This is a genomic window from Cryobacterium cheniae (genome assembly GCF_004403395.1).
Lineage (GTDB): Bacteria > Actinomycetota > Actinomycetes > Actinomycetales > Microbacteriaceae > Cryobacterium > Cryobacterium cheniae.
In genome coordinates this window covers 130,847-156,303 of the sequence record NZ_SOGN01000008.1, presented here as the reverse complement: position 1 = coordinate 156,303, position 25,457 = coordinate 130,847, and the positions used below count along the sequence as shown (strand labels likewise).

At 69.0% G+C, this 25,457-nt stretch carries 20 protein-coding genes; 8 read left to right on the top strand and 12 right to left on the bottom strand.

Going from position 1 to position 25,457, the window contains the following annotated elements; genetic code table 11:
* The 4 genes from proB to rplU all read right to left on the bottom strand — a co-directional run bounded on the left by proB (nt 1) and on the right by rplU (nt 3,108).
* On the bottom strand, nt 1-810 hold the full coding sequence (proB, locus tag E3T23_RS01525; RefSeq protein ID WP_134368645.1) for a glutamate 5-kinase: 810 nt from the start codon (nt 808-810) through the stop codon (nt 1-3).
* Nucleotides 807-2,387: a GTPase ObgE gene (gene obgE, locus E3T23_RS01520; protein ID WP_134368644.1), complete on the bottom strand. Its 1,581-nt coding sequence runs from the start codon at nt 2,385-2,387 to the stop codon at nt 807-809. The genes proB and obgE overlap by 4 nt, the downstream gene beginning before the upstream one ends.
* A gap of 135 nt (nt 2,388-2,522) precedes the next feature.
* Complete coding sequence (rpmA, locus tag E3T23_RS01515; RefSeq protein ID WP_104169636.1) at nt 2,523-2,780, bottom strand: 50S ribosomal protein L27; 258 nt, start codon at nt 2,778-2,780, stop codon at nt 2,523-2,525.
* 19 nt (nt 2,781-2,799) lie between these two features.
* Complete coding sequence (rplU, locus tag E3T23_RS01510) at nt 2,800-3,108, bottom strand: 50S ribosomal protein L21 (RefSeq protein WP_104103412.1); 309 nt, start codon at nt 3,106-3,108, stop codon at nt 2,800-2,802.
* A gap of 192 nt (nt 3,109-3,300) precedes the next feature.
* On the opposite strand from rplU, the gene E3T23_RS01505 reads away from it, so the two are divergent.
* Nucleotides 3,301-3,591 carry a DUF4031 domain-containing protein gene (locus tag E3T23_RS01505; protein WP_134368643.1) on the top strand — a complete coding sequence of 97 codons (291 nt, stop codon included), beginning with the start codon at nt 3,301-3,303 and terminating at the stop codon, nt 3,589-3,591.
* A 116-nt stretch (nt 3,592-3,707) separates the two neighbouring features.
* On the opposite strand, the gene E3T23_RS01500 is transcribed toward E3T23_RS01505, so the two are convergent.
* Nucleotides 3,708-6,476, bottom strand: coding sequence for an Rne/Rng family ribonuclease (locus E3T23_RS01500; RefSeq protein WP_134368690.1), 2,769 nt, complete (start codon nt 6,474-6,476; stop codon nt 3,708-3,710).
* 279 nt (nt 6,477-6,755) lie between these two features.
* Here E3T23_RS01500 and E3T23_RS01495 point away from each other — a divergent pair, with 279 nt between their 5' ends.
* Nucleotides 6,756-7,355: a vitamin K epoxide reductase family protein gene (locus E3T23_RS01495; RefSeq protein WP_241977501.1), complete on the top strand. Its 600-nt coding sequence runs from the start codon at nt 6,756-6,758 to the stop codon at nt 7,353-7,355.
* Between the two features lie 306 nt (nt 7,356-7,661).
* Nucleotides 7,662-9,026 (top strand): HNH endonuclease signature motif containing protein, encoded by a 1,365-nt coding sequence (locus tag E3T23_RS01490; RefSeq protein WP_166806156.1) that lies wholly within the window; start codon nt 7,662-7,664, stop codon nt 9,024-9,026.
* Between the two features lie 105 nt (nt 9,027-9,131).
* Here E3T23_RS01490 and E3T23_RS01485 read toward each other — a convergent pair whose 3' ends face one another.
* From E3T23_RS01485 to E3T23_RS01460, 6 genes are all read right to left on the bottom strand, one after another.
* On the bottom strand, nt 9,132-10,040 hold the full coding sequence (locus tag E3T23_RS01485; RefSeq protein WP_134368641.1) for a cytochrome b/b6 domain-containing protein: 909 nt from the start codon (nt 10,038-10,040) through the stop codon (nt 9,132-9,134).
* Between the two features lie 84 nt (nt 10,041-10,124).
* Nucleotides 10,125-10,547 carry a nucleoside-diphosphate kinase gene (ndk, locus tag E3T23_RS01480; RefSeq protein WP_134368640.1) on the bottom strand — a complete coding sequence of 141 codons (423 nt, stop codon included), beginning with the start codon at nt 10,545-10,547 and terminating at the stop codon, nt 10,125-10,127.
* A complete protein-coding gene (locus tag E3T23_RS01475; RefSeq protein WP_166806155.1) occupies nt 10,544-10,921 on the bottom strand; it encodes a DUF4233 domain-containing protein in 378 nt (125 codons plus the stop codon). The genes ndk and E3T23_RS01475 overlap by 4 nt, the downstream gene beginning before the upstream one ends.
* Nucleotides 10,918-12,330 (bottom strand): bifunctional folylpolyglutamate synthase/dihydrofolate synthase, encoded by a 1,413-nt coding sequence (locus E3T23_RS01470; protein WP_134368638.1) that lies wholly within the window; start codon nt 12,328-12,330, stop codon nt 10,918-10,920. Before E3T23_RS01470 ends, E3T23_RS01475 begins: the two co-directional genes overlap by 4 nt.
* The gene (gene ileS / locus E3T23_RS01465; RefSeq protein WP_134368637.1) at nt 12,323-15,832 is read right to left on the bottom strand and encodes an isoleucine--tRNA ligase; all 3,510 of its coding nucleotides are present in this window, start codon (nt 15,830-15,832) and stop codon (nt 12,323-12,325) included. Before ileS ends, E3T23_RS01470 begins: the two co-directional genes overlap by 8 nt.
* A 265-nt stretch (nt 15,833-16,097) precedes the next feature.
* Nucleotides 16,098-16,748, bottom strand: a complete 651-nt coding sequence (locus tag E3T23_RS01460) for a TetR/AcrR family transcriptional regulator (protein ID WP_134368636.1) — start codon at nt 16,746-16,748, stop codon at nt 16,098-16,100.
* A gap of 115 nt (nt 16,749-16,863) precedes the next feature.
* Between E3T23_RS01460 and E3T23_RS01455 the strand changes: the two genes are divergently transcribed.
* Genes E3T23_RS01455 through E3T23_RS01440 form a run of 4 tightly spaced genes read left to right on the top strand, consistent with a single transcriptional unit; the run spans nt 16,864 to nt 22,038 of the window.
* A complete protein-coding gene (locus tag E3T23_RS01455) occupies nt 16,864-18,519 on the top strand; it encodes an ABC transporter substrate-binding protein (RefSeq protein ID WP_134368635.1) in 1,656 nt (551 codons plus the stop codon).
* On the top strand, nt 18,507-19,460 hold the full coding sequence (locus tag E3T23_RS01450; protein ID WP_255570558.1) for an ABC transporter permease: 954 nt from the start codon (nt 18,507-18,509) through the stop codon (nt 19,458-19,460). The genes E3T23_RS01455 and E3T23_RS01450 overlap by 13 nt, the downstream gene beginning before the upstream one ends.
* Nucleotides 19,457-20,326, top strand: a complete 870-nt coding sequence (locus E3T23_RS01445) for an ABC transporter permease (RefSeq protein WP_134368634.1) — start codon at nt 19,457-19,459, stop codon at nt 20,324-20,326. The genes E3T23_RS01450 and E3T23_RS01445 overlap by 4 nt, the downstream gene beginning before the upstream one ends.
* Nucleotides 20,323-22,038, top strand: a complete 1,716-nt coding sequence (locus E3T23_RS01440) for a dipeptide ABC transporter ATP-binding protein (RefSeq protein WP_134368633.1) — start codon at nt 20,323-20,325, stop codon at nt 22,036-22,038. Before E3T23_RS01445 ends, E3T23_RS01440 begins: the two co-directional genes overlap by 4 nt.
* A gap of 13 nt (nt 22,039-22,051) precedes the next feature.
* Here E3T23_RS01440 and E3T23_RS01435 read toward each other — a convergent pair whose 3' ends face one another.
* The gene (locus tag E3T23_RS01435; protein WP_134368632.1) at nt 22,052-22,690 is read right to left on the bottom strand and encodes a cation efflux transmembrane domain-containing protein; all 639 of its coding nucleotides are present in this window, start codon (nt 22,688-22,690) and stop codon (nt 22,052-22,054) included.
* A 181-nt stretch (nt 22,691-22,871) separates the two neighbouring features.
* On the opposite strand from E3T23_RS01435, the gene valS reads away from it, so the two are divergent.
* Nucleotides 22,872-25,454: a valine--tRNA ligase gene (gene valS / locus E3T23_RS01430; RefSeq protein ID WP_134368631.1), complete on the top strand. Its 2,583-nt coding sequence runs from the start codon at nt 22,872-22,874 to the stop codon at nt 25,452-25,454.
* Nucleotides 25,455-25,457: the final 3 nt, after the last annotated feature.

Below are 25,457 nucleotides of genomic sequence, written 5' to 3'. Positions count from 1 at the left end.
TTACGGCAGAGCGGGTGCGAACCAGGTTCCGACCAGGTCGCCGCGGAGCGCCTCGGCCACCAGGCCGGTCGAGGTGAGCAGCACAGCGGTGCCGGCCGCCGCCGCGATGCGGGCGGCCGACACCTTGGTGTCGGCTCCACCGGTGCCCACCCCGGAGCGGCTGCCGCTGAGCTCGACTCCGAGCATCGGGTCGCCGTGCACGACGTGGTCGATGCGTTCCGCACCCGGCAGGTGCGGGGCGCGCGTGTAGAGGGCGTCGACGTCGCTGAGCAGAACCAGCAGGTCGGCGTGGATCAGCGTGGCGACCATTGCGGCGAGCCGGTCGTTGTCGCCGAAGCGGATCTCGTGGGTGGCGACCGTGTCGTTCTCGTTGACGATCGGCAGGATGCGCAGACCGAGCAGGCGGTCCATCGCCCGGTGCGCGTTGCCGCGGTGGGAGGGGTTCTCCAGGTCGCCGGCCGTGAGCAGCACCTGGCCGGCGATGATGTCGTACCGGTCGAGGCTGTCCTGGTAGCGGAAGATGAGCAGGTTCTGTCCCACGGATGCCGCGGCCTGCTGAGTGGCCAGGTCGGTGGGACGCTCGTCCAACTGCAGGTACGGCATGCCGGTGGCGATGGCGCCGGAGGAGACGAGGACGATCTCCGCTCCGCGCCCGTGCGCCGCGGCCAGTGCGTCGACGAGCGGCGCGATCTGCCCGCTGTTCGCCCCGCTGATCGACGACGAGCCGACCTTCACCACGATGCGCGCAGCCGACGCCACGTCGTGCCGGCGGAGTGCGGTCACAGGGGCGCTTTGGGCGCGGTGACTCATTCCGCCGTGCTCTCCTTACGGGGCGACACCGGGACTGAACCGTCGCCGGTGAGCGTGTCGCCGTTGTACTCTTCCTCGCCGGTGGACCACATGCCGGCCTCACGCTCCCGGATCAGCTCCGCGCGTGCGGCGGCCTTGGCGTCCATCCGGCCGAAGTACTCCTCGCGGCGTTCGTTGCTGGTGCGTCGCTTGGAGTCGTCAAGGCGGGTGTCGGTGCCGCGCGGGGCCGTGATCAGTTCGGCCGTGGAGGTGAGGGTGGGCTCCCAGTCGAAGACGACGCCGTTGCCGGGCCCGATGATGACCGTCGACCCGGCGATCGCGCCGGCCTTGAACAGTTCGTTCTCGATGCCGAGCTTGGCCAGGCGGTCGGCCAGGAAGCCGACGGCCTCGTCGTTCTTGAAGTCCGTTTGCTGCACCCAGCGCTCGGGCTTGGTGCCGATGATGCGGTAGATGTTGCCGAATGAGCCACCCTCGACCTTGACGACGAAGCCGCTGTCGTCGACGGGCTTCGGGCGGATCACGATGCGCGGCTTGACGGCCTGCGCCGCGGCGGCCGCGACACGGCCGGCCTCGACGGTCTCCGCCAGGGCGTAGTTGAGCTGCTTGAGACCCTCGTGGCTGACGGTCGAGATCTCGAACACGCGGTAGCCGCGCGCCTCGAGGTCGGGCTTGACGAACTCCGCGAGCTCGCGGCCCTCGGGAACGTCGATCTTGTTCAGTGCGATCAGCTGGGGGCGCTCGAGGAGCGGCTTCTGGCCCTCGGGCACCGGGTAGGCGGCGAGTTCGCCGAGGATGACGTCGAGGTCGCTGAGCGGGTCGCGGTCAGGGTCGAGCGTGGCGCAGTCGAGGATGTGCAGCAGCGCGGTGCAGCGCTCCACGTGACGGAGGAATTCGAGGCCCAGGCCCTTGCCCTCGCTGGCACCCTCGATCAGTCCGGGCACGTCGGCGACGGTGTAGCGCACTTCGCCGGCGTCCACGACGCCGAGGTTGGGGTGCAGGGTCGTGAACGGGTAGTCCGCGATCTTGGGCCGGGCGGCCGAGATGGCCGCAATCAGGCTGGACTTGCCGGCCGAGGGGTAGCCGACGAGCGCGACATCCGCCACGGTCTTGAGTTCGAGCTGGATGTCGCCTTCCCAGCCGTAGGTGCCGAGGAGGGCGAATCCGGGGGCCTTGCGCTTGAGTGAGGCGAGGGCCGCGTTGCCGAGCCCGCCCTGCCCGCCGGGAGCGACGACGATGCGGAAGCCCGGTTCGGTCATGTCGGCGAGTTCGTTGCCCTCGGCGTCTTTGACCACGGTGCCGAGCGGCACGGACAGCTCCATCAGCTCGCTGCCGAAGCCGGCGCGGTGGTCGCCCATGCCGGGCCCGCCGTTCGCGGAGCTGCGGTGCGGGGAACGGTGGTAGCCGAGGAGAGTCGTCACGTTCGGGTCGGCGACGAGCACGATGTCGCCGCCGCTTCCGCCGTTGCCGCCGTCGGGGCCGGCGAGAGGCTTGAACTTCTCACGCTTGACGGAGACACAGCCGTTCCCTCCGTTGCCTGCTCGCAGGTGGAGAGTGACGTGGTCAACAAACGTGGCCATGGGGGTGCCCCTTTCAGGTGGCAAAAACTCAGTGGTGCCTCAAACGGTGATGCCGTGGAACGTGTGCTGCCTGGTGCCGTAAAACACGCAAAGGGCGAGCCGAAGCCCGCCCTCACGCTTACCGATGTGGAATGCCTAAGCGGCAGCCACCACGATGTTGACGACCTTGCGGCCGCCCTTGGCGCCGAACTCAACCGAGCCGGGCTCGAGAGCGAAGAGCGTGTCGTCGCCACCACGGCCGACGTTGACGCCGGGGTGGAAGTGGGTGCCACGCTGACGGACGATGATCTCGCCCGCGCTGACAACCTGACCGCCGAAGCGCTTCACGCCGAGGCGCTGGGCGTTGGAGTCGCGACCGTTGCGAGTGGAACTCGCGCCTTTTTTATGTGCCATCTGTTCTGCTCCTCAGGGCCTAGGCGATGCCGGTAACCTGAACGCGAGTGAGCTCCTGACGGTGCCCCTGACGCTTCTTGTACCCGGTCTTGTTCTTGAACTTCTGGATGACGATCTTCGGACCACGGAGGTCGTTCAAGACTTCGGCGGTAACCGTGATCTTGGCCAGTGACTGCGAGTCAGAGGTGATCGTGTCGCCGTCGACGAGAAGCACTGCGGCCAGCTCGACGTTGCCGTCCTTGTTGGCTTTGATTCGGTCCATCGTGACGATGGTCCCGACCTCTACCTTTTCCTGCCGCCCACCGGCGCGCACAACTGCGTAAACCACGTTACGTACCTATCTCTGGGGAGCCGTGAGGCCCCGTGATGGAAAGTTACTGCTTTGAACAGACCAAGTCGGCCCGTCGCTTTCAGAAAACCTCGGTGATCGCGGGGGCAAAGGCCCATCGCACACCAAAAGTCAACATTAGCCGATCCTGCTGCAACGGTCAAACCGAGGCCGGACTTGTAGAATCGGGTGATGACAGTGTTGATCGACACGCCTTTGTGGCCCGCGCATGGCACCGTCTGGTCCCATCTTGTCAGCGATTCCTCCCTGGCAGAACTGCACGCGTTCGCGGCCTTGAACGGCATCCCCCGCCGCGGCTTCGACCTGGACCACTACGACGTTCCCGCCCACCGCTACGACGGCCTGGTGGCCGCGGGAGCGCATCCGGTGGGTAATCGGGAACTGGTGCTGCGGCTCCGCGCGAGCGGCCTGCGGGTGAGCGGGCGGGACCGGGCGGCCCGTGACGTTCCCCCGGAGTCCTGAACGGGCTTTCGAGGGTTTAGGGCTTGACGAGACCGGGCGACCGGCGATGCCCTGGCCCGTGGGCCGTGCACCGCCGGTCGCCCGGTCGACTCGTTTCGTTTCCGCGGGAATTCTCGCTACTGCTGGGAATCCGGGGCCGTGTTCACGATCGGCTGAGCCGACCCGGTGGATCCGCCGGCCGTCGTCACCCGGCGGCTGCGCGCCCGCCCCTGTCCGGGCTGCTTGGGCTCCGGCAGGGAGTCCAGCACCGAGTCCAGAAGCTGATCGGTGACCTGCTTGCTGACCGGACGGCGGCTGCGGGAAGACTTCTTGACCGGGATGTCCAGGATGGCGACCGGCTCGTCGTCGTCGGACGCCTCGGCCTCTGCCGCGACAGGCTCCTCGGCCCGGGGCTGCTCCACCGGCACCTGGGGGGCAACGACGGACGCTGCATCCCGCTGGCGGGGCGTGGAGGACGCCCTGCGGCTGCGGCGTGCGGGCGGGGCGGACGTCTCGGCCGTGACGGCCTCGTTCACGACCTCGGAGATCGGGTTGGTCTCGGCGGCTGCGGCATCGTCGGATGCGACGGATGCCGTGTTGTCGGAGGTCGCCGGGGCCGCCATCTCCACGGGAGTCGATTCCGGCTTCGCCTCAGGCAGGGCGATGATCGGGATCGAGCCGGTCAGGGCGCGCGGGATGGTGCGGGCGGCGATCAGCGCGAGGGCGTGCTTGGCGTCTTCGGTGATGCCGTGGGTGCCGTGGGTGCCGTGCCCGGACTTGCCGGCGTCGGCCTGTGGCGCGTTCGCGGCCCCCGAGTTTCCTCCGTTGTTGCCGTTCCCGCCACCGCGGTGCCCGTTGCCGTTGTCGCCGCCGGAGGTGTTGCCCGGCTTGCTGCGCGGGCGACGCTCCATGGCCGGCTGAGCGGTCTGGCGGTGCTTGAGCACCGGGTCGTGGTGGATGACGATGCCCCGGCCGGCGCAGGCCTCACAGTTCTCGCTGAACGATTCCAGGAGTCCGAGTCCCAGCTTCTTGCGGGTCATCTGCACGAGTCCGAGAGAGGTGACCTCCGCGACCTGGTGCTTGGTGCGGTCGCGGCTCAGACATTCGAGCATGCGGCGCAGTACGAGGTCGCGGTTGGTTTCGAGGACCATGTCGATGAAGTCGACGACGATGATGCCACCGATGTCGCGCAGGCGCAGCTGGCGCACGATTTCTTCGGCAGCCTCGAGGTTGTTCTTCGTGACGGTCTCTTCGAGGTTTCCGCCCGAGCCGACGAACTTGCCGGTGTTGACGTCGACGACGGTCATGGCCTCGGTGCGGTCGATCACCAGGGATCCGCCGGACGGCAGCCAGACCTTGCGGTCGAGGGCCTTCTCGATCTGCTCCGAGATGCGGTATTCGTCGAAGGCGTCGTTCTCGCCCTCGTAACGCTCCACGCGCTCAACCAGGTCCGGTGCGACCTGGCGCAGGTAGGCCTCGATGACCTCGCGGGATTCCTCGCCGGAGATGACCATCTTCTGGAAGTCCTCGTTGAAGACATCCCGCACGATCTTGATCAGAAGGTCCGGCTCGCTGTGCAGCAGGGCCGGGGCCTGTACCGTGTCGACCTGCCTGGCGATGGACGCCCACTGCGAGGTGAGCCGGTTGACGTCGAGCGTGAGCTGCTCGTCGGTGGCACCCTCGGCCGCGGTGCGCACGATGACACCCACGTTCTCGGGCAGAACCTCCTTGAGGATCTTCTTCAAGCGGGCCCGCTCGGTGTCGGGCAGTTTGCGGCTGATCCCGTTCATCGAGCCGTTCGGCACGTAGACGAGGTAGCGGCCGGGCAGCGACACCTGGCTGGTGAGGCGCGCACCCTTGTGGCCGATCGGGTCCTTGGTGACCTGCACGAGCACCTTGTCGCCCGGCTTGAGCGCGAGCTCGATGCGGCGGGCCTGGCTACTGTTGCCGGAGTTCACGGCGGCGGCATCCCAGTCGACCTCGCCGGAGTAGAGCACGGCGTTGCGACCGCGTCCGATGTCGACGAAGGCGGCTTCCATGCTCGGCAGCACGTTCTGCACCTTGCCGAGATAAACGTTGCCGATCAGCGATGCATCCTGGTTCTTGGCCACATAGTGCTCGACCAGCACGCCGTCTTCCAGCACACCGATCTGGATCTTGTTGTGCTTTGCCCGCACGACCATGACCCGGTCGACGGATTCGCGGCGCGCGAGGAACTCTGCCTCGGTGATCACCGGACGGCGACGGCCGGCATCGCGGCCGTCACGGCGGCGCTGCTTCTTTGCCTCGAGTCGAGTTGATCCCTTGATTCGCTGGGGTTCGGTGATGAGCTCGGGTTCCCGGGGCGCGCGCACGCGAACGACGGTGTTCGCCGGGTCGTCGGATCCGGACCGGTTCTCGTCACCGGTGCGGCGTCGGGCGCGACGGCGAACGGTCGACGACTCGTCGCCCTCGTCGTCGTGGTCCTGTCGCTGGTCGGGCCGGGTGTCCTGACGCTGCTCCTGGCGGCTGTCCTGGCGGGTGTCCTGGCGCACGGTGTCGCGGCGGGCTCCGGTGCGCGCCGGCAGCGGCATGATGACCGGGGCCTGGAAAACCAGCGAGGTGGACGGGCGGCGAACCACTTCGGCGGTCGGGGTGGGCGGCGGCGTCAGTTCCACGGCAGCGTCCTGTTCTGTGTCGGGGGTGCCGCCGATCGGGGCGGCGGATGCCTGCCCGGTCACGGCGTCGTCGGTATGGACGGGGGTCGTCTGCGGTGCGGCGACCGGCTCGAGTGTCGCCGGGGCGACATTCTGCTGGGCAGCCGGCACGGCCTCCGGAGCGGTCACCGGCGTGGCAGCCCTCCGGGAGGTGCGGCGGGTGCCGAACAATCCCTTGAGTCTTTTGATGTTGTCGTTGTCTTCCACCATCACTGGTGCGCTCCTTGACCGGTTTGGGCGACCGCGCCACCCATCCGGCTACTCTCTCGTGGGAGGATTACGCTTGCGCGAAACCCTCGGGAATCCTCTTCGTTCGCAACCGGCTCTTGGCTCTGGCTGCTAATACCTTTGGTCGTGGGACCAATGAATCTGGGCATTTACGGCCCATTAAGACTTCTCTGGCGTCAACTTGAGCGCGGCCCAAGCGACTGTTTCGATTATCGCATGCATTCTCAGGAACACGCGCGAGGCACATGACATAATCCGAACGTGCCCTTCACCCCGCCCGTCAAGCGCCCCATCGGGCTCGCCCTTTTCTTCATCATCGGTGGTCTGATCGCCCTCACCGCGGCGTTCCTGCTGACCATCGACAAGTTCGCGATCCTCGAGGATCCGCAGGCCCAGCTGTCCTGCAACTTCAGCGTCCTGGTGGGCTGCAGTACCAACCTGGGCTCGTGGCAGGGCGCCATTCTCGGGTTCCCGAACCCGGTGATCGGCCTGATGGCCTGGCCGGTCGTGATCACGATCGGGGCGGCGATCCTGGCCGGGGCACGATTCGCCCGGTGGTTCTGGGTCGCGCTGAACGTGGGCGTCACCGGCGCCCTCGCCTTCGTCATCTGGCTGATGGCGCAGAGCTTCTTCGTGCTCGACGTGCTCTGCCCGTGGTGCATGGTGACCTGGACGGTCACGATCCCGCTGTTCCTGGCCGTGACGCTGCACAACCTCATGACGGGCAACCTTCCTGCGGGGCCGCGGGTGCGGCGCCTCGCATCCGTCGCCTATTCGTGGCTTATCGTGATCACCATCGTCTGCTACCTGGTCGCCGCCGTCATCGCCCAGGTCGAAATGGACTTCCTGAACCGCCTGTAGCTGAGAGGTTGCCCCGATGGCACGGGCGCCTCGCCCACGGCGCCGCACCCGTCGCGGCGCACCCTATGGAGGCAGGCGCACGTTCTACCGTGCGCCCACTTCCACACGGTGCGCCACGAACCGCAGGTGCGGCCCGCAAGGTCGCATCAGCCCGGCGGAAACGGATGCCTCCGGCGGGCCCGGCGACGGACCCTGCGGGCGCCTCCGTTCCTCCACAATGCGGATTTGATCAGGTTATCCACAGGGAGTCGAGGGGGCGCCCGGCTGGGGCTTGGAATGTCAGCGGTCACCCGTAACGTGACTCCCATGAAGCCCTCCTACAGTGAGCAGCTCGAGACCCTGGGTCGTCACTTCGACGCGATCCGGGAGACGCAGGCGGAGTCCGCCCGGGTCGACGCCCGCCTCGCCGAGCAGGTCGACGAGGCCCGCCGGTTCGCCGAGGCCCTGGGCCGGAACGCGGCCCAGGCAGCCAGAGACGCGGCCCGTGACGGGCCTCTCTCGGCCGGGGTTGCGGCCGGGATTGCGGCCGGGGCGGCCGGGACGGCCGCGGTGCCCCGGGCCCGGTGGGATGCCGTGATGGTCGCCGAGCGGGAGTTCGTGACCGAACTGGCCTGCACCCTGCGGTTGCCGGTGCGGTCGGCGGAGACCCTGATCGCCGAAAGCCGAACCCTCATACACGAGCTCCCTGCCACCCGGGCGGCCCTGCAGGACGGGTTGATCACCTACCGGCACGCTCAGGCGATCATGAACCAGGCCTGGTCACTCCCTGCCGAGGCACTGGCCGGGTTCGAGGAGGCGCTGTTGAAGTCGGCTCCGCACCTGACGGTGTCGAACCTCAAGTACAAGGCCCGCGTGATGCGGGAACGGCTGCACCCCGAGTCGATCAGGGCCCGACACCAGAAATCGGTTCTGGACCGCACGGTCACTTTCGAGCCCGAGGCCGATGGGATGGCGTCAATGCACTGGTACGACTCCGCGGCGAGGGTGAAAGCCGCGCATGACCGGCTCACCGTGATGGGGCTGAGCCTGCAAGGCCCCGACGAACCCCGCACGGTGACGCAGCTGCGGGCGGATGTGTTCGAGGATCTCATCCTCGACGGGGTGACCGCCTCCGGTGTGGGTAAGGGAATCCGGGGCACGGTGCACGTGACCGTCCCGGCGATGACGCTGCTCGGCCACTCCGAGGAACCCGGCCACCTCGAGGGGTACGGGCCGATCGACCCGGATACCGCCCGGGAGATTGCGGCGCGAGCGCCCAGCTTCATCCGAATCCTGACCCACCCGGAGACCGGGGTGGTGCTCTCGGTCGGCCGCACCCGGTACAAGGTGCCGAAAGACCTGCGACGGTATCTCCGGGTGCGGGACGAGACCTGCCGGTGGCCGGGCTGCCGCCGGGCGGCCGCGCATTCCGACCTTGACCACACCCTCGACTGGCAATTCGCGGGGATCACCGCGCACGACAACCTCGCCCACCTCTGCCCCGCCGACCATGCCCTGAAGTCGGAGACAAGGTGGAGCTACGTGCACTTGCCGGACGGCACACTGAAGTGGACCTCCCCGACCGGGCGCACGTTCCTCAGTGAGCCGGCCACGATCATCCGTTCGGCGGCGCCTCCGCCGGAGACGCTGAAGAGCCCCGAAGGAAAGGGCGCGGCAACCGCATTCGGATGAGCCGGCGCCGTTCTGAGCGGGGCCACCGGGTTTCGACAGGCTCAACCACCGACCGGCTCAACCACCGACAGGCTCAACCACCGACCGGCTCAACCACCGACCGGCTCAGCGCGTGGTGACGGTTCCACCGAGGGAGGCGATCGCCCGCAGCAGTCGGGGACCCGCGGCCACCCAGGCCACGAGCATCACGATCAGGGAGGCCGCAAAGATCCAGAATCCGGTCCAGCCGTCGTCGCTCTGCGCCGCGTACATGTGGTTCAGGTTGCGCAGGGCGCCGGTCGCGAACACCAGTGTGACGTGGATCACGGTGAACGCGAGGAAGAAGATCATCACGCCCACGTGCACGACCCTGGTCGGGCGCAGCGGAATCAGTAGGCCGAGCCGGCGGGACGTGCAGAGCGGCGACAGACGGATGCCCGTGGCCAGGGCGAGCGGCGCCGCCACGAACACGATACTGAAGTAGCTCAGGGTCTGGAGGGCGTTGTAGTTCACCCAGCCGTCGGTGACCGGCCAGTCCAGCGATGCGTACTGGAGGGCGGCCGAGAGCGCGTTCGGGATGATGTCCCAGCTGACCGGCACGATGCGCACCCACTGGCCGGTGACGAAGAGCAGCACGTAGAAGGCGACCCCGTTGAGCACCCAGAGGGCGTCCACCACGAGGTGCAGCCAGACGTTGATGCCCATCCGGCGCGGGGCATGCTTCGTGCGGAGGAGGCCGGTGTTGCTTCGGGTCCAGAACAGGCTCGGCCGCCCGGCCGAGCGGATCTGCCAGCCCGACCGCACGATGAAGAGCAGGAAGAAGACGTTCAGGCCGTGCTGCCAGGCGAGCCAGGCGGGGAAACCGACGGGGGCCCAGTCCGGCAGCGTCGAGGCCCCCGGGTAGTCGACCAGGAACGCCTGCGCGACCGGCAGGTCACGGATGCCCTGGGCTGCGAGCACGACGGCGGCCAGCAAAATGATCGCCAGAGGGATGGCCCAGATCAGTTTGATCCAGGGGCTCCGGGCTTGCGGCATGGGGTGAGACTTTCTGGTCAGACGGGACTGCAGGAGCAGCCGCTCCCGGCATTCGGACCGCGGCTGCTCCTTCATGGGTGAGGGTCAGGCGAACCAGAGGGCCAGTTCGCGGTCGGCCGATTCGGGCGAGTCGGAGCCGTGCACGAGGTTCTGCTGCACCTTGGTGCCCCAGTCGCGGCCGAAGTCGCCGCGGATGGTGCCGGGAGCGGCCGTGGTCGGGTCGGTCGTGCCGGCCAGGGAACGGAAACCTTCGATCACGCGTTCGCCGGCAATGCGCAGCACCAGGATCGGGCCGCTTTCCATGAACTCGACGAGGGGTTCGAAGAACGGCTTGCCCTGGTGCTCGGCGTAGTGCTCGGCCAGGAGGGACCGGTCGGCCTGCACGAGCTTCGCGTCGACGAGGGAGTATCCCTTCTGCTCGATTCGGCGCAGGATCTCGCCGGAGAGGTTGCGGGCAACGCCATCCGGTTTGACCAAAACGAGGGTTTCCTGGACCTGGGTGCTCATGAGTTCTCCTTCTGGTTGTTCTCGCTGTTGGGGAAGTTCTTGTTCTGATTGTCGATTCGGGAGCCGGCGATCATGCAGTACGCCCACATGGCGGCGAACATGCCGCCGACGAAGAACATGGCCGGGTTGAGGAAGCCGGCGGCCACCATGATCAGCTGGAGGATCCAGCCGGCGACGTAGGCCCACTCGTAGCGGAGCAGCGCGAGCACGCCCACCATGGCCAGGCCCAGCGCCGCTCCCCCGCCCAAGGCGAGCCAGGGCGGCAGCGCCCCGAGGCCGAAGATCACGAGGGCGGCGAGGGCCACCACGATGACCTCGAAGCCGAGCACGATGGTCGCGAGGGTGCGTTTGACCGAGCGCGGTGCGGGCGTCATTTCGCCAGCCATTCCCGGGCGTCGGCCAGCACGATGGCTTCCCCGACAAGGGTGATCGACCCGGTCACGATCACGGCCCGCTTCTTCGATTCGAGGGCCCAGTCCCGGGCGGAGTCCAGGGCCTGCGCGAGGTCGTCGAACCGGATGGTGCTGTTCTCGCTGCCGACCCCGGCAACCAGGTCGGCGAGGTCATCGACCCCGATCGCGCGTTCGGACAGGGACTGCGTGACGTGGAACCGCACCACCTGGGGCGCCAGCGCGGCGATGATGCCGGTCGCGTCCTTGTCGGTGAGGATGCCCACCACGGCCACGATTTCGTCGAAGTCGAAGTACTCGGCCAGCGCCGTGCTGAGGGCGGCGGCGCCGTGGGGGTTGTGCGCGGCATCCACCAGCACGGTCGGTTCGATGCCGACCAGCTGCAGGCGTCCGGGCGAGGTGACCTGCGCGAGGCCCTCTTCCACCAGGTCGTGCGCGAGCGCCGTGGTGCCGGCCCCGAGGAAGGACTCGACGGCGGCGATGGCGACAGCCGCATTCTGGGCCTGGTGCGTGCCGTACAGCGGCAGGAACAGGTCGGAGTAGGTGCCGGCGAGGCCGCGCACCGAGATGAGCTGCCCGCCCACGGCCACCTGGCTGCTGAGCAGAGCGAAATCCTCGCCCTCGCTGGCCAGGGTCGACTCGGTCAGCTCCGCGGCGCGTTCGAGTTCGGCCTGCGCGCCCTCGCTCTGCCGGGCCGAGACCACGGCGGCGGACGGCTTGATGATGCCGGCCTTGGTGCGGGCGATCTCGGCGATCGTGTCGCCGAGGCGGAGGGTGTGGTCGAGGGCGATGGGCGTGAACACGGCCACCTGCCCGTCGGCCACGTTGGTGGAGTCCCACTCGCCGCCCATGCCGACCTCGATCACGGCGACGTCCACGGGGGCGTCGGCGAAGCAGGCGAAGGCCAGCACGGTGAGCGCCTCGAAGAAGGTGAGCGCGTCGTCGCCGGCGGCGGCGAGCTCGGCGTCGACCATGGCGAGGAAGGGTTCGATGTCGGCCCAGTTCGCGGCCAGGGCCTCATCCGTGATGGACTCCCCGTCGATCACGATGCGCTCATTCAGCCGCACCAGGTGCGGGCTCGTCATCAGCCCGGTGCGCAACCCGTAGGCGCGCACGATGCTCTCGGTGATGCGGCTGGTGCTGGTCTTGCCGTTGGTGCCGGTGACGTGGATGACGGGGTACACCGTCTGCGGGTCGCCCAACAGCTCCAGCGCCCGACGGGTCGGGGCCAGCCGCGGCTTCGGCGCACCCTCGCCCACGCGGGCGAGGAGGGCGGCGAAGACGGCGTCGCCGGCCTCACGACCGGCATCGGAAGGCCGGCGCGACTTCTTCGAGTCGGGCTTCGACGACTCGGGCTTCTTCGATTCAGACATGGACGAGTCCGTTCTCTCGGGCGACGGCGACCAAAACGGTCCCCCGGTTGGCGTACTGACCGGCCTCGAAGAGCACGTAGTGCTCGACGGGGAAGCCGACCAGGCTCTGCAGCCACTCGGACGGCAGGCCGTGCGCCAGACTGTCCTCGGACACCTCGGCGGCCAGATGGCTGGCGAACCGGACGGTCAGGGTCTCCGCGGCGACATCGACGCCCGCCGCGAGGGCGAAGGTCGCGGCGTCCTCGGCGGAGTAGAAGACGAGATCGAGACGGATGCGGTCGCTCACCTCGAATCCGGCCGACTTGCGGGTGTCCTGCACGGCGCGGATCAGGTCGCGGGCGAAGCCCTCCGCCTCGAGTTCGGGGGTGGTCTGCGTCTCGAGCAGTACGAAACCGCCGCCGGCCAGGAGGGCCAGGGCCGGGGCATCCGCCGCCTCGTCGCCGGCTGCGGAGGTACCGGCGGCGGCGGAACCGTCGGCCGGACCGGTCTGCAGCACGAGTTCGTACTCCCCCGCGGCGAGCGGGATGCCGCCGGCGGTGACGACGCCGTCGGTCTCGCTCCAGTCACCGGCGCGGGCGGCCTTGATGACCTGCTGCACCTGCTTGCCGAGGCGGGGGCCCGCGGCCCGGGCGTTGACGGTGAGGCGGGAGGTGATGCCGTAGGTGCTCGCGCTGTCGTCGGCCAGTTCGACCAGACGCACGCTCTTCACGTTCAGCTCGTCGCGCAGGATGCCTTCGAACGGGGCCAGGGCGGCCGTGTCGGCGGTGACCACGGTCAGGGTGGCCAGCGGAAGGCGCACGCGCAGCCCGGCCTGCTTGCGCAGCGACAGCACGGTGGAGCTGATGGTGCGCACCTGGTCCATCGCGGTGACGAGCACGGCATCCGCGGGGAACAATGCGGCGTCGGGCCAGTCGGTCAGGTGCACGCTGCGGCCGCCGGTCAGTCCCTGCCAGATGCGCTCGGTGACGAGCGGGAGCAGCGGGGCGGCGACCCGGGTCACCGTTTCGAGCACGGTGTAGAGCGTGTCGAACGCCTCGTTCGCGGTGGTCGAGCCTGCCGCGGTGGTCGAGCCTGACGAGACCGCCCCGACCGAGTCAGCGGCGCCGGCCCAGAACCGGTCGCGGGAACGGCGCACGTACCAGTTGGTGAGGACGTCGGCGAAGTCGCGCAACCGGGCGGCCGCGAGGGTGCTGTCGAGGTTCTCGAGGTCGGTCGTGACGTCCACGATCAGGTCTCGGGTCTTCGCCAGCAGGTAGCGGTCGAGCACATCGGTGGAGTCGGTGCGCCAGGTGGCGTCGTAGCCGTTCTCGCCGGACGCGTTCGCGTACAGGGAGAAGAAGTACCAGGTGCTCCAGAGCGGGAGCATGACCTGGCGGGCACCCTCGCGGATACCCTCCTCGGTGACGATCAGGTTGCCGCCGCGCAGCACGGAGGAGCTCATCAGGAACCAGCGCATGGCATCGGAGCCGTCGCGGTCGAACACCTCGTTCACGTCGGGGTAGTTGCGCAACGACTTGGACATCTTCTGCCCGTCGTTGCCGAGCACGATGCCGTGGCTGACGACGTTCTTGAAGGCCGGCCGGTCGAACAGTGCGGTGGACAGCGTGTGCAGCATGTAGAACCAGCCGCGGGTCTGTCCGATGTATTCGACGATGAAGTCGGCCGGGTTGTGGCTGTCGAACCAGTCGGCATTCTCGAACGGGTAGTGCACCTGGGCGAACGGCATCGAGCCGGAGTCGAACCAGACGTCGAGGACATCCTCGATGCGCCTCATGGTGGACTGTCCGGTGGGGTCGTCGGGGTTCGGCCGGGTGAGCGCGTCGATATAGGGGCGGTGCAGGTCGGTGGGGCGCACTCCGAAGTCGGCCTCGAGCTCGTCGAGTGAGCCGTAGACGTCGATGCGGGGGTAGTCGGGGTTGTCGCTCTTCCAGACCGGGATCGGCGAACCCCAGTACCGGTTGCGGCTGATCGACCAGTCGCGGGCGTTTCCGATCCATTTGCCGAACTGGCCGTCCTTGACGTTCTCCGGCACCCAGTTGATGTCCTGGTTCAGGTCCACCATGCGGTCCCGGAAATCGGTGACGCGCACGAACCAGCTCGACACGGCCTTGTAGATGAGCGGGTTGCGGCAGCGCCAGCAGTGCGGATACGAGTGCTCGTAGCTGGCCTGACGGAGCAGGCGGCCCGCGTTCCTGATCAGCTGCGTGAGCGGCTTGTTCGCCTCGCTCCAGAGCTGGCCGGCGACCTCGGGCACATCGGCGAGGAACTTGCCGCCGGCGTCGAGGGAGATGATCACCGGGATGCCGGCGGCCTCACAGAGCTTCTGGTCTTCCTCGCCGTAGGCCGGGGCCTGGTGCACGATTCCGGTTCCGTCCGCGGTGGTGACATAGTCCGCCACGACGATCGTCCAGGCATTCTGGGTGCCCCAGACCGTGGTGTCGGCGTAGTAGTCGAAGAGGCGGTCGTAGGAGACGCCTTCGAGGTTACTGCCGAGCACGGTACGGGAGATCGCCGCGGTGGCGTCTTCGGCGGAAACGTAGCCGAGGTCTTTGGCGTAGTTGCCGACGAGGTCGATCGCGATCAGGTATTCGGCGCCGAAAACCTCGGTGGGGGTGACGGATGCCGCGGCGCCGGTTCCCGGCACGGACTCCCGCAGGACCGTCGCGTCGGGGGTGCCGTTCGGGCCGGCGGGGACGACGGCGTAGGTGATCTGCGGGCCCACGGCGAGCGCGAGGTTCGTCGGCAGGGTCCAGGGCGTGGTGGTCCAGGCGAGGGCGCGCACGGCGGTGAGCCCGAGGGCTTCCGCCTTGGCCCCGACCAGCGGGAACGTCACCGTGACGGTCTGGTCCTGGCGCATCTTGTAGACGTCGTCGTCCATCCGCAGTTCGTGGTTGGACAGCGGCGTCTGGTCGCGCCAGCAGTACGGCAGCACCCGGTAGCCCTCGTACGCGAGCCCCTTGTCGTGCAGGCGTTTGAAGGCCCAGATCACCGATTCCATGAAATTGATGTCGAGGGTCTTGTAGTCGTTCTCGAAGTCGACCCAGCGGGCCTGGCGGGTGACGTATTCTTCCCAGACCTTGGTGTACTTCAGCACGGAGCTGCGGGCGACGGCATTGAATGCCCCGATGCCCATCTTCTCGATCTCGCTCTTGTCGGTGATACCGAGTTCGCGTTCGGCCTCCAGTTCGGCCGGCAGCCCGTGGGTGTCCCAGCCGAAGCGGCGGTGCACCTGCTTCCCGCGCATGGTCTGGAAGCGCGGGAAGAGGTCTTTCGCGTACCCGGTCAACAGGTGGCCGTAGTGGGGCAGGCCGTTGGCGAACGGCGGACCGTCGTAGAAGACCCACTCGGGGGCATCCGCGCGGTTGTCGATCGACGCCTGGAAGGTGCCGTCGGCGTTCCAGAACGCGAGCACGTCGGTTTCGATCTGCGGGAAATTCGGCGAGGGCACGATGCCGCCGGGCTGAGCTGGGGAACCGGACTGCTGGCCTTGGGGGTAGGTCATGTTTCTCCTGGACGAGTCGGGCAGGCTCCGTCGTTCACAGATCTGCCCCTGTTCCACGAGGACGCCGACTCCGAACGGGATTCGCCGCGGTACCACCTCGCTTGTCTCCCGGGGCCGAAACCTCGCGAAACCGCTTGTTCTGAGGCTGTGACGGGCCCGACCCGTTCGGTTCTACTGGGAACCGCCGCGAGGACGATAGCCGTTCTTCCGAAGACTCACCGGTGATGGCCGGATCATAGTCATGCTGGTTGATTCTACCCCGCGCCTAACCCACGGTGTGCAGCGCGCGGTATCCCGCGCAGACGGGTGCGATGGCCGTGCCCACGAAGGGCGCCAGCGCCCCGCGGGTGACCCCGGCCCGCGCCCAGACCCCGGTGGCGGCGGCCGCGGCCGCCAGCACGGCCATCGCGAAGGCTCGGCTGGACAGCTCGCGGTCGGCTACCGTTTCGTTGCCTGCGGCGGAGGTTTCCGAGCGCGCGCCGACGAAGCGGGTGACCAGGGTCACCTGGGCCATGAACCGGGACAGGGCGGATGCCTCCAGCTCTCCGGTCGTGCCCATCAGCTCGTTCTGGGTGAGCGCCCATGGCACCTGCCCCGGCCCGAAGGCGGCGCAAACCTGCAGCAGCGCGCGCTCCACGGCGTCCACCGCCTGCACCGGCCCATCCGCGCCGGCGCACTGCTCGAGAGCGGCCGGGAACCGGGCCAGCCCGGCATCGACGTCGACCCAGAGGAGGTCGCTCTTGGCCGTGAAGTAATTGAAGAAGGTGGCCCGGCTGACGCCCGCGCGCCGGGTGATCTGCACGATCGTGGTGCCCGCATAGGTCTGTTCGAGGAACAGTTCGGCGGACGCCTCCTCCAGCATCGCCCGCGAGGATCCGCGCGGCCGGCCGGCCCGCTTCGGTTCGTGATCGGGCATGCCGCTCCTGTGTTCTACGATGGGACGGGTCCGTTCCTTTTGTGGACGGAGTCCAACAATTGCCCCCGTCCAACAATTGCACACTCGGCCACCTCACGCCGGAAAGAGACCCACCATGCACCTTTCGGGGTACCCCCACCGCGCATCGCGCACCCTGACCGGTTTGGTCGGCCTCGTCGCCACCGGCATCCTGCTCACCGGCTGCACCACCGCCGAGTCCCCCGAAGCCACCGAGCCCATCACCGGCGGCACCCTGACCTACGCCTCCGGTGACGCCGAGCCCACCTGTCTGGACCCGCACGTCGGCGGGAACTACCCGCAGGCCCTGGTCGGCAGCCAGTACCTCGAGTCGCTCGTGTCCCGAGACGCGGACGGCGCGATCATCCCCTGGCTGGCGGACTCGTGGACCGAGAGCGCCGACGGGCTGGCCTGGGACTTCACGCTCGCCGCCGACGTGAACTTCACCGACGGCACCCCGCTCGACGCCGCCGCCGTGCAGGCGAACATCGCGCACCTCCAGGACCCGGAGACGGGCTCGTCGACCGGCTACCTGGCCCTGGCGAAGGTCACCGGCACCGAGGCGGTCTCCGCCAACGTCGTGCGCCTCCGGCTCAGCGAACCCGACAGCGCCCTGCTCGAGTCCCTCTCGCAGCCGTGGCTGGCGATCGAATCCCCCACCGCCCTGGCCCGCAGCCAGGACGAGAACTGCGCCTCCCCGGTCGGCACCGGCCCGTTCCAGGTCGAGAAGTGGGTGCAGCAGGACTCGATCACCCTGGTGCGGAACGAGAACTACAACTCCCCGCCCGAGGATGCCGCGCACACCGGGCCGGCCTACCTCGACTCCATCGTCTGGCGGTTCATCCCCGACTCCGCCTCCCGCTACGCGGCCCTGCAGTCCGGCGACGCCGACGTGATCGACAATGCCCAGCCCGACACCATCGTGCAGGCCGAGGCGAGCGACACCATCGTGCACCTCGACGCCCCGCGCCCGGGTGCCTCCAACCGGATCGAGCTGAACTCCGGCCGCGCACCTTTCGACGACCCGCTCGTGCGGGAGGCCTTCATCCGCTCGGCCAATGTCGACGACGCCGTCACCAGCCTGTTCCAGGGCACGGCCGAGCGGTCCTACTCCGCCCTCTCCAGCGCCGAGCCGCTCGCCGTGTCGGCCCCGGACCTGTTCGGCTACGACCCCGAGGCGGCCTCAGACCTGCTCGATTCCGCCGGCTGGACCGAGCGTGACTCCGGCGGCTACCGGGTGAAAGACGGCGAGCGCCTCACGGTCGAGTTCCCGGTGAGCACGAACCAGTCCATCCCGGCCGAGCAGTCCCTGTTCGAGCAGATCCAGGCCACCGCGAAGGAGACCGGCTTCGAGGTCGTGCTCAGCCCGATGGACCTGTCCAGCTGGTACACCGCCCTGGGCGAGAGCAACTACGACGCCGTCAGCGCCCCGTACACGAAGGTCGGACCCGACGTTCTGCGCATTCTCTTCCACTCCGACGGCATCACCCCGGCGCCCAGCGGCTACTTCGCCAACCACGCCCAGGTGGACGACCCGGCCATCGACGCCCTGCTCACCCAGGCCGGCCGGGTGACGGATGCCGACACGCGCGCCGCCCTGTACACCGACGCCCAGAACACGGTGCTCGAGGGCTTCTACATCCTGCCGCTCTTCGACCAGCAGAACCACTACCTGCTCGGCTCCGACGTGGTGGGTGCGCGGGCGCTGCCGACCGTGTCGACGCCCACGTTCTACGATGCGTGGCTGAAGTAGGCCGGGGCACCCGGGTCTTCCGGGGAGCCCTGGCCCGCCTGGGCGGAGCGCTCTTCGTGCTCTGGATGGTGGCCACGCTCACCTTCTTCGCCATCCGTCTGATCCCCGGCGACCCGGCCGAGGCCATCCTGGGCGGCCCCGGCTCACAGACCTCCCCGGAGGCGCTGGCCGCGGTGCGCGCCGAATACGGGCTCGACCAGCCCGTGCTCGTGCAGTACCTGGCGCAGCTGGCGCGCCTGGCCACCGGGGATCTCGGCCGCTCCTACTCTCTGAACCAGGATGTCGCCCCGCTCCTGATCGGCCAGCTCGGCGGCACCCTGCTGCTGGCCGTGCTCGCCCTCGGCGTGGCCTGGCTGCTCGCCCTCGGGCTGGCCACCTGGTCCACCCGCGGCGGGCGCGTCGCCTGGTCCGTGGGGTCGGGCCTGGAGATCGTGGCCGCCGCGCTCCCGCACTTCTGGCTGGCGACGGCGCTGATCGTTCTCTTCAGTGTCTGGCTGGGCTGGCTGCCGCCGATCAGCACCCCCGGGGTCGCCGGGCTGGTGCTGCCGGTACTGACCCTCGCCGTGCCTCTGGCCGGATTCCTCGGCCAGATCATGCGGGAGTCCCTGCTCACCGCGCTCGAATCCCCGTTCGTGCTCTCCGCCCGCGCCCGCGGCGAAAGCGAACGCGGGGTGCGCTGGGTGCACTCGATCCGGCACGCGGCGCTGCCGGCGATCAGCCTCTCCGGCTGGGCCTTCGGCTCCCTGATCAGCGGGGCCGTGGTGGTCGAGACCATCTTCGCCCGGCCCGGCCTCGGACGCACGCTGCTGAACGCGGTGACCGTGCGCGACGTTCCCGTCGTGGTCGGTGCGGTGCTGATCGTGGCCGTCGGCTACATCCTGATGACCCTGCTCACCGACCTGGCCCAGCGCATCGCCGACCCGCGGCTGCGAACCCGATGAGCGACCTTGAGATCCAGGCCGGCCTGGGCCGGTCGCCGCGCGCGAACCGCCAGCACCGCCCGCCCCGCCGGTTCGGCGTGGCCGAGGCACTGGCCGGCCTGTTCACGATCTTCCTGGTCACAGCGGCCCTGTTCCCCGCGCTCGTTGCCCCCGGCGACCCGCTCGGGATCGACCCGCTGTCGGCGTTCCAGTCACCTTCGCCCGCGCACTGGTTCGGCACCGACGAGTCCGGCCGGGACATTTACACCCGGGTCAGCCACGGCACCGGCAGTTCCCTGCTGATCGGCACCGTCGCCACCCTGATCGGCCTCGGCCTGGGACTCGTGCTCGGCACCCTGGCCGGCATGCTCGGCCCCATCGTCGACTTCACCGTCAACCGGTTCCTCGAGGTGCTGTTCGCGTTCCCCGGCCTGCTGCTGGCACTGCTCTTCATCCTGATCTTCGGACCGGGCGTTGCCACGGCGACCGTCGCCGTGGGCCTGGCAACCGCCCCCGGCTATGCCCGCATCATCCGTGGCCAGCTCCTGTCCGTGCGATCCTCGGCCTTCGTCGAGGCGGCGACCGTGCTGGGACGCAGCCCGGGGCAGATCCTGGTGCGGCACATCCTGCCCAACACCCTCGCGCCGCTGTTCGTGCTCGGCACGCTCGGCATCGGCCAGGCCATCGTCTGGGCGTCGGCGCTGAGCTACCTGGGCCTGGGCGCCGCGCCTCCGGCCGCGGAATGGGGGGCGATGCTCTCCGCCGGACGCACGTACATCGGCTCGGCCTGGTGGATGAGCTTCTTCCCGGGGCTGTTCATCGTGCTCACGGCGGTGTCGGCCACGGCGCTCGGCCGCGGCATCGAGCGACGGTTGAGGCACGCATGAGCGACGAGACCGGCACCGGTGCCCCCGCCGTGCGGGTGCGGAACCTCGTCGTCGGCTTCGGGCCGGGCGGCGACGCCGACCCGGTTCTGAACGGCATCTCATTCGAGGTGGCCCCCGGCGAATGCCTGGCCATCGTCGGCGAATCCGGCTCGGGCAAGAGCGTCACGGCGCGCAGCCTGCTCGGTCTGGCCGGCGAGAACGCACGGGTGAGCGCCGACGAGCTGAGCCTCGCGGGCTCCGATGTGCGCGGGCTCACCGAGCAGCACTGGCGTCGGCGGCGCGGCCGGGACGTGGGCCTGGTGCTGCAGGATGCCCTCGTCTCCCTGGACCCGCTGCGCCCGGTGGGCCGAGAGATCGCCGACTCGCTGCGACTGCACACCGACCTCGGCGCGGCCGCGCGGCACGCCCGCGTGCTCGAGCTGCTGGACCGGGTCGGCCTGCCCGACGCGGCCACCGAGGTGCGGAAACGCGCCGGCGAGCTCTCCGGCGGCCAGCGCCAGCGCGCCCTGATCGCCGCCGCGATCGCCCTGGACCCGCCGCTGCTGATCGCCGACGAACCCACCACGGCGCTCGACGTCACCGTGCAGGCCCAGATCCTGGAGCTGCTGGCGAGCCTGAAACGCGCCGGCACCGGCATCCTCCTGATCAGCCACGACCTGGCCGTCGTCGGCCGCATCGCCGACCGGATCGCCGTGCTCCACGAGGGACGCATCGTGGAGCAGGGACCGGCGCACGAGATGCTGACCAGGCCGGATCATCCGGTCACCCGGCAGATGCTCGCCGCGATCCCGGTCGACAAACCCCGCGGGCTGCGCCTCAGCGTGCGGGCCGCGGCCCCGGTCTCCCCCTCCCGGTCGTCCCCGGCCCTGACTTCCCCGGGCCTGGCTTCCCCGGGCCCTGCCGGCCGCGACGCTCCCCGCCACACGGTGCTCGAGGCCGTCGGACTGGTCAAGCGCTTCACCCGCCCGGGCGGCGCCGAGCAGCTCGCGGTCGACGGGGTCTCGTTTCGGCTCGCCCGCGGCACGACGCTCGGCATCGTCGGCGAATCCGGCTCCGGCAAGACCACGACGGCCCGCCTGGCGCTGGCGCTGACCCGGCCGGACGCCGGCGAGGTGCGGCTGCTCGGGCAGGCGTTCAGCGCCGCCTCGGCGAAGCAGCGCAGGCTGCTGCGGCCCGGACTCGGGGCGGTCTACCAGGATGCTCTCAGCTCCTTCGACCCCCGGCTGAGCGTCGAACAGGTGCTCCGGGACGCGGTCGGCGGCGGCGCCGGCCGCACCGGGCGCGGCGGAGCATCCGTCTCGACCGCCGACCGGCGGCGCGTGCTGCAGCTGCTCGACGCGGTGGGTCTGTCGCAGGGTCTGCTCGGGCGCCGCCCGCGCTCCCTCTCCGGCGGGCAGAGGCAGCGGGTGAGCATCGCCCGGGCGCTGGCCTCGGAGCCGCAGATTCTGATCTGCGACGAGCCCGTGTCATCTCTCGATGTGACCGTGCAGGCACAGGTGCTCGACCTTCTCGACGAGCTGCAGCGGGACCGGGGCCTCAGCCTGCTGTTCATCTCCCACGACCTCGGGGTGATCCAGCACGTCAGCGACCAGGTGGCCGTGATGCGGGGCGGGCGCATCGTCGAGGCCGGCGACGCGGCCCGGGTCTTCGCCGCGCCGGAGCATCCGTACACGCAGGACCTGCTCGGCGCCGTCCCCCGGATCGGGTTCTGACGTAGGTCAGCCCCTACTCGCCGGCCTGAAACACCGGTGGCTCGGCCTCACCGCGCCACGCCTCGACCCCCTCCTTGATCGCGAACCCGGCGATCACGAGGGCGGCGAGCGAGTCGGCCCAGGCCCAGCCGAGGAGCGCGTTGGCCGTCAGCCCCAGCAACATCGACCCGGACAGCCATGCGCAGAGCAGCAACTGCCGGGAATCGGCGATCACACTGGCGCTGCCGAGCTCGGCGCCGGCACGACGCTCCACGCCCGCCACCCCGGGCATGATCACCAGGCTCAGGCAGGCGATGACGATTCCCAGCGGGCTCGGCTCCGCCTCGACCACGCCGGCGAAGCTCAAACCCGCGTTCAGGATCACGTACCCGGCGAGGGCGAAGAAGGCGATCGCGATGGCGCGCAGCGCCGGTTTCTGCCACCGGTCCGGGTCGCGGCGGGAGAACTGCCAGACGATGACCGCGGCGGAGAGCACCTCGATCACCGAGTCCAGGCCGAAGGCGATCAGGGCGGTCGAGGATGCCGCGGCGCCCGCCGCGATCGAGGCGACGGCCTCGAACACGTTGTAGCCGATCGTGAAGCCCACGACCCAGCGCACCTTGCGGCGCAGCACCGTGCGCCGGGCCGCGGTCAGTGTGTCCGGGTCATCCATGGTTCCCCTTCCCGCCCTCATCCTCCCACCCGCCACGATGCCCGGCCGAGGTCTGCGGGGTGCTGCGGGCCTGGTGACGGCCGGAGTCGGTGGACGACGGGGCATCCGGTAAGTTGGACGAGGCCCAATACTCAGGCACTTCACCAACGACACGGTGCCGCACAGATCGAATCGGAGAAACATGACCGCCGCCAGCGTTCCGGAAAAACCGGCCCTTGAGGGCCTCGAAACCAAGTGGGGCGGCTCCTGGGAAGAGGCCGGAACCTACCGTTTCGACCGTGACTCTGCCACGCGGGACAGCATTTTCTCGATCGACACCCCGCCGCCGACCGCCTCCGGCTCGCTGCACATCGGCCACGTCTTCTCCTACACCCACACCGATGTCATCGCCCGCTTCCAGCGGATGCGCGGCAGGAGCGTCTTCTACCCGATGGGCTGGGACGACAACGGCCTGCCCACCGAGCGACGCGTGCAGAACTACTACGGCGTGCGCTGCGACCCGTCGCTGCCCTACACCGACGACTTCACCGCACCGTTCGAGGGCGGCGACGGCAAGAGCACCAAGGCCGCCGACCAGCTGCCGATCAGCCGCCGCAACTTCATCGAGTTGTGCGAGCGCCTCACCATCGAAGACGAGAAGCAGTTCGAGGCCGTCTGGCGCATGCTGGGCCTCAGCGTGGACTGGACCCAGACCTACCGCACGATCGGCAACGATTCCCTGGTCACCTCCCAGTCGGCGTTCATCGGCAACGTCGAGCGCGGTGAGGCCTACCAGGCCATGGCCCCCACCCTCTGGGACGTCACCTTCCGCACCGCGGTCGCCCAGGCCGAACTGGAAGACAAGGAGATGCCCGCGTCGTACCACCGGGTCTCCTTCGCCAAGCAGGGCGGCGGCGCCATCGAGATCGAGACCACCCGCCCGGAACTGCTGCCCGCCTGTGTGGCCCTCGTGGCGCATCCGGACGATGAGCGCTACAAGGAACTGTTCGGCACGACCGTGCGCACCCCTCTCTTCGACGTGGAGGTGCCGATTCTGGCCCACCACCTCGCGCAGAAGGACAAGGGCAGCGGAATCGCCATGATCTGCACCTTCGGCGATGTGACCGACGTGATCTGGTGGCGGGAACTCGACCTGCCGAACCGCGCCATCATGGGCTTCGACGGCCGCATCATCGCCGAAGCGCCCGAGGCGATCACGAGCGAGGCAGGGAAGGCCGCGTACACGCAGCTGGCCGGTAAGACCGTCTTCTCCGCCAAGGCGGCCGTGGTCGACCTGCTCCGCACCAGCGGCGACCTGATCGGCGAGCCCCGTGCGATCGTGCACCCGGTCAAGTTCTTCGAGAAAGGCGACAAGCCGCTCGAAATCGTGTCGACCCGCCAGTGGTACATCCGCAACGGGGCCAGGGACGAGAAGCTGCGCGCGCGCCTGATCACGCACGGCACCGACCTGCAATGGCACCCGGAGTTCATGCGCGTGCGCTACGAGAACTGGGTCAACGGCCTCACCGGCGACTGGCTCGTCTCCCGCCAGCGCTTCTTCGGCGTTCCGCTGCCGATCTGGTACCCGCTGGATGCCGACGCGAATCCGCGCTTCGACCAGCCCATCGTCGCCACCCGCGACCTGCTCCCGGTCGACCCGTCCTCCGACACCGCACCGGGCTACGCGCCCGAGCAGCGCGGCCAGGCCAACGGTTTCGTCGGCGAAGTCGACGTGATGGACACCTGGGCGACCTCCTCCCTGACCCCGCAGCTCGCGGGCGGCTGGGAACGGGACCCCGAACTGTTCGACCTGGTCTACCCGTATTCGCTGCGCCCGCAGGGCCAGGACATCATCCGCACCTGGTTGTTCTCCACCCTGCTGCGCGCTGAGCTGGAACACGGCATCTCGCCGTGGCAGCACGCGGCCCTGTCCGGCTTCATCGTCGACCCGGACCGCAAGAAGATGTCCAAGTCCAAGGGCAATGTGGTCACCCCGGCGGACATGCTCGAGCAGCACGGCTCGGATGCCGTGCGTTACTGGGCCGCGTCGTCGCGCCTCGGCACCGATGCCGCCTTCGACCCCAAGAACCCGACCCAGATCAAGATCGGCCGTCGCCTGGCGATCAAGATCTTGAACGCGTCCAAGTTCATCCTCGCCTTCGACGGCGCCACCGACGCCCCGGTGGCCGAGCCGCTCGACCAGAGCATGCTCGCCCGGCTCACTGTCGTCGTCGGTCAGGCCACCGCCGCGTTCGAGGGCTACGACCACGCCCGTGCGCTGGAACTCACCGAGAGCTTCTTCTGGACGTTCTGCGACGACTACCTCGAACTGGTGAAGGAACGCGCCTACGGCGAGGCGGGTGCAGGCCAGGCTTCGGCCGTCGCCGCCCTGCGCACCGCACTGGCCACACTGCTGCGCCTCTTCGCCCCGTTCGTGCCCTTCGCGACCGAGGAGGCCTGGTCGTGGTCCAACGAGGAGTCGATCCACCGTGCCCCCTGGCCCGTGCAGGCGGACCTCGGCGGAGGGCAGGGCGGCAACGTGGCCCTGCTGGACCTGTCCAGCCGGGCGCTCACCGGCATCCGACGCGCGAAGACCGACGCGAAGGCCTCCCAGAAATCAGCCGTGGTTTCTGCTGTAATTAGCGGTACGGCTGCAGAGATTGCCCTGCTCAGGCAGGCTTCGGCCGATCTGAGTGCCGTTGGCCGCATTTCGGAGTTGGTTTTTATTGAGGGCAGCGAATTGGCTGTCACTGACATCGTGCTCGCCACGGTGACAGAGAACTAGGAG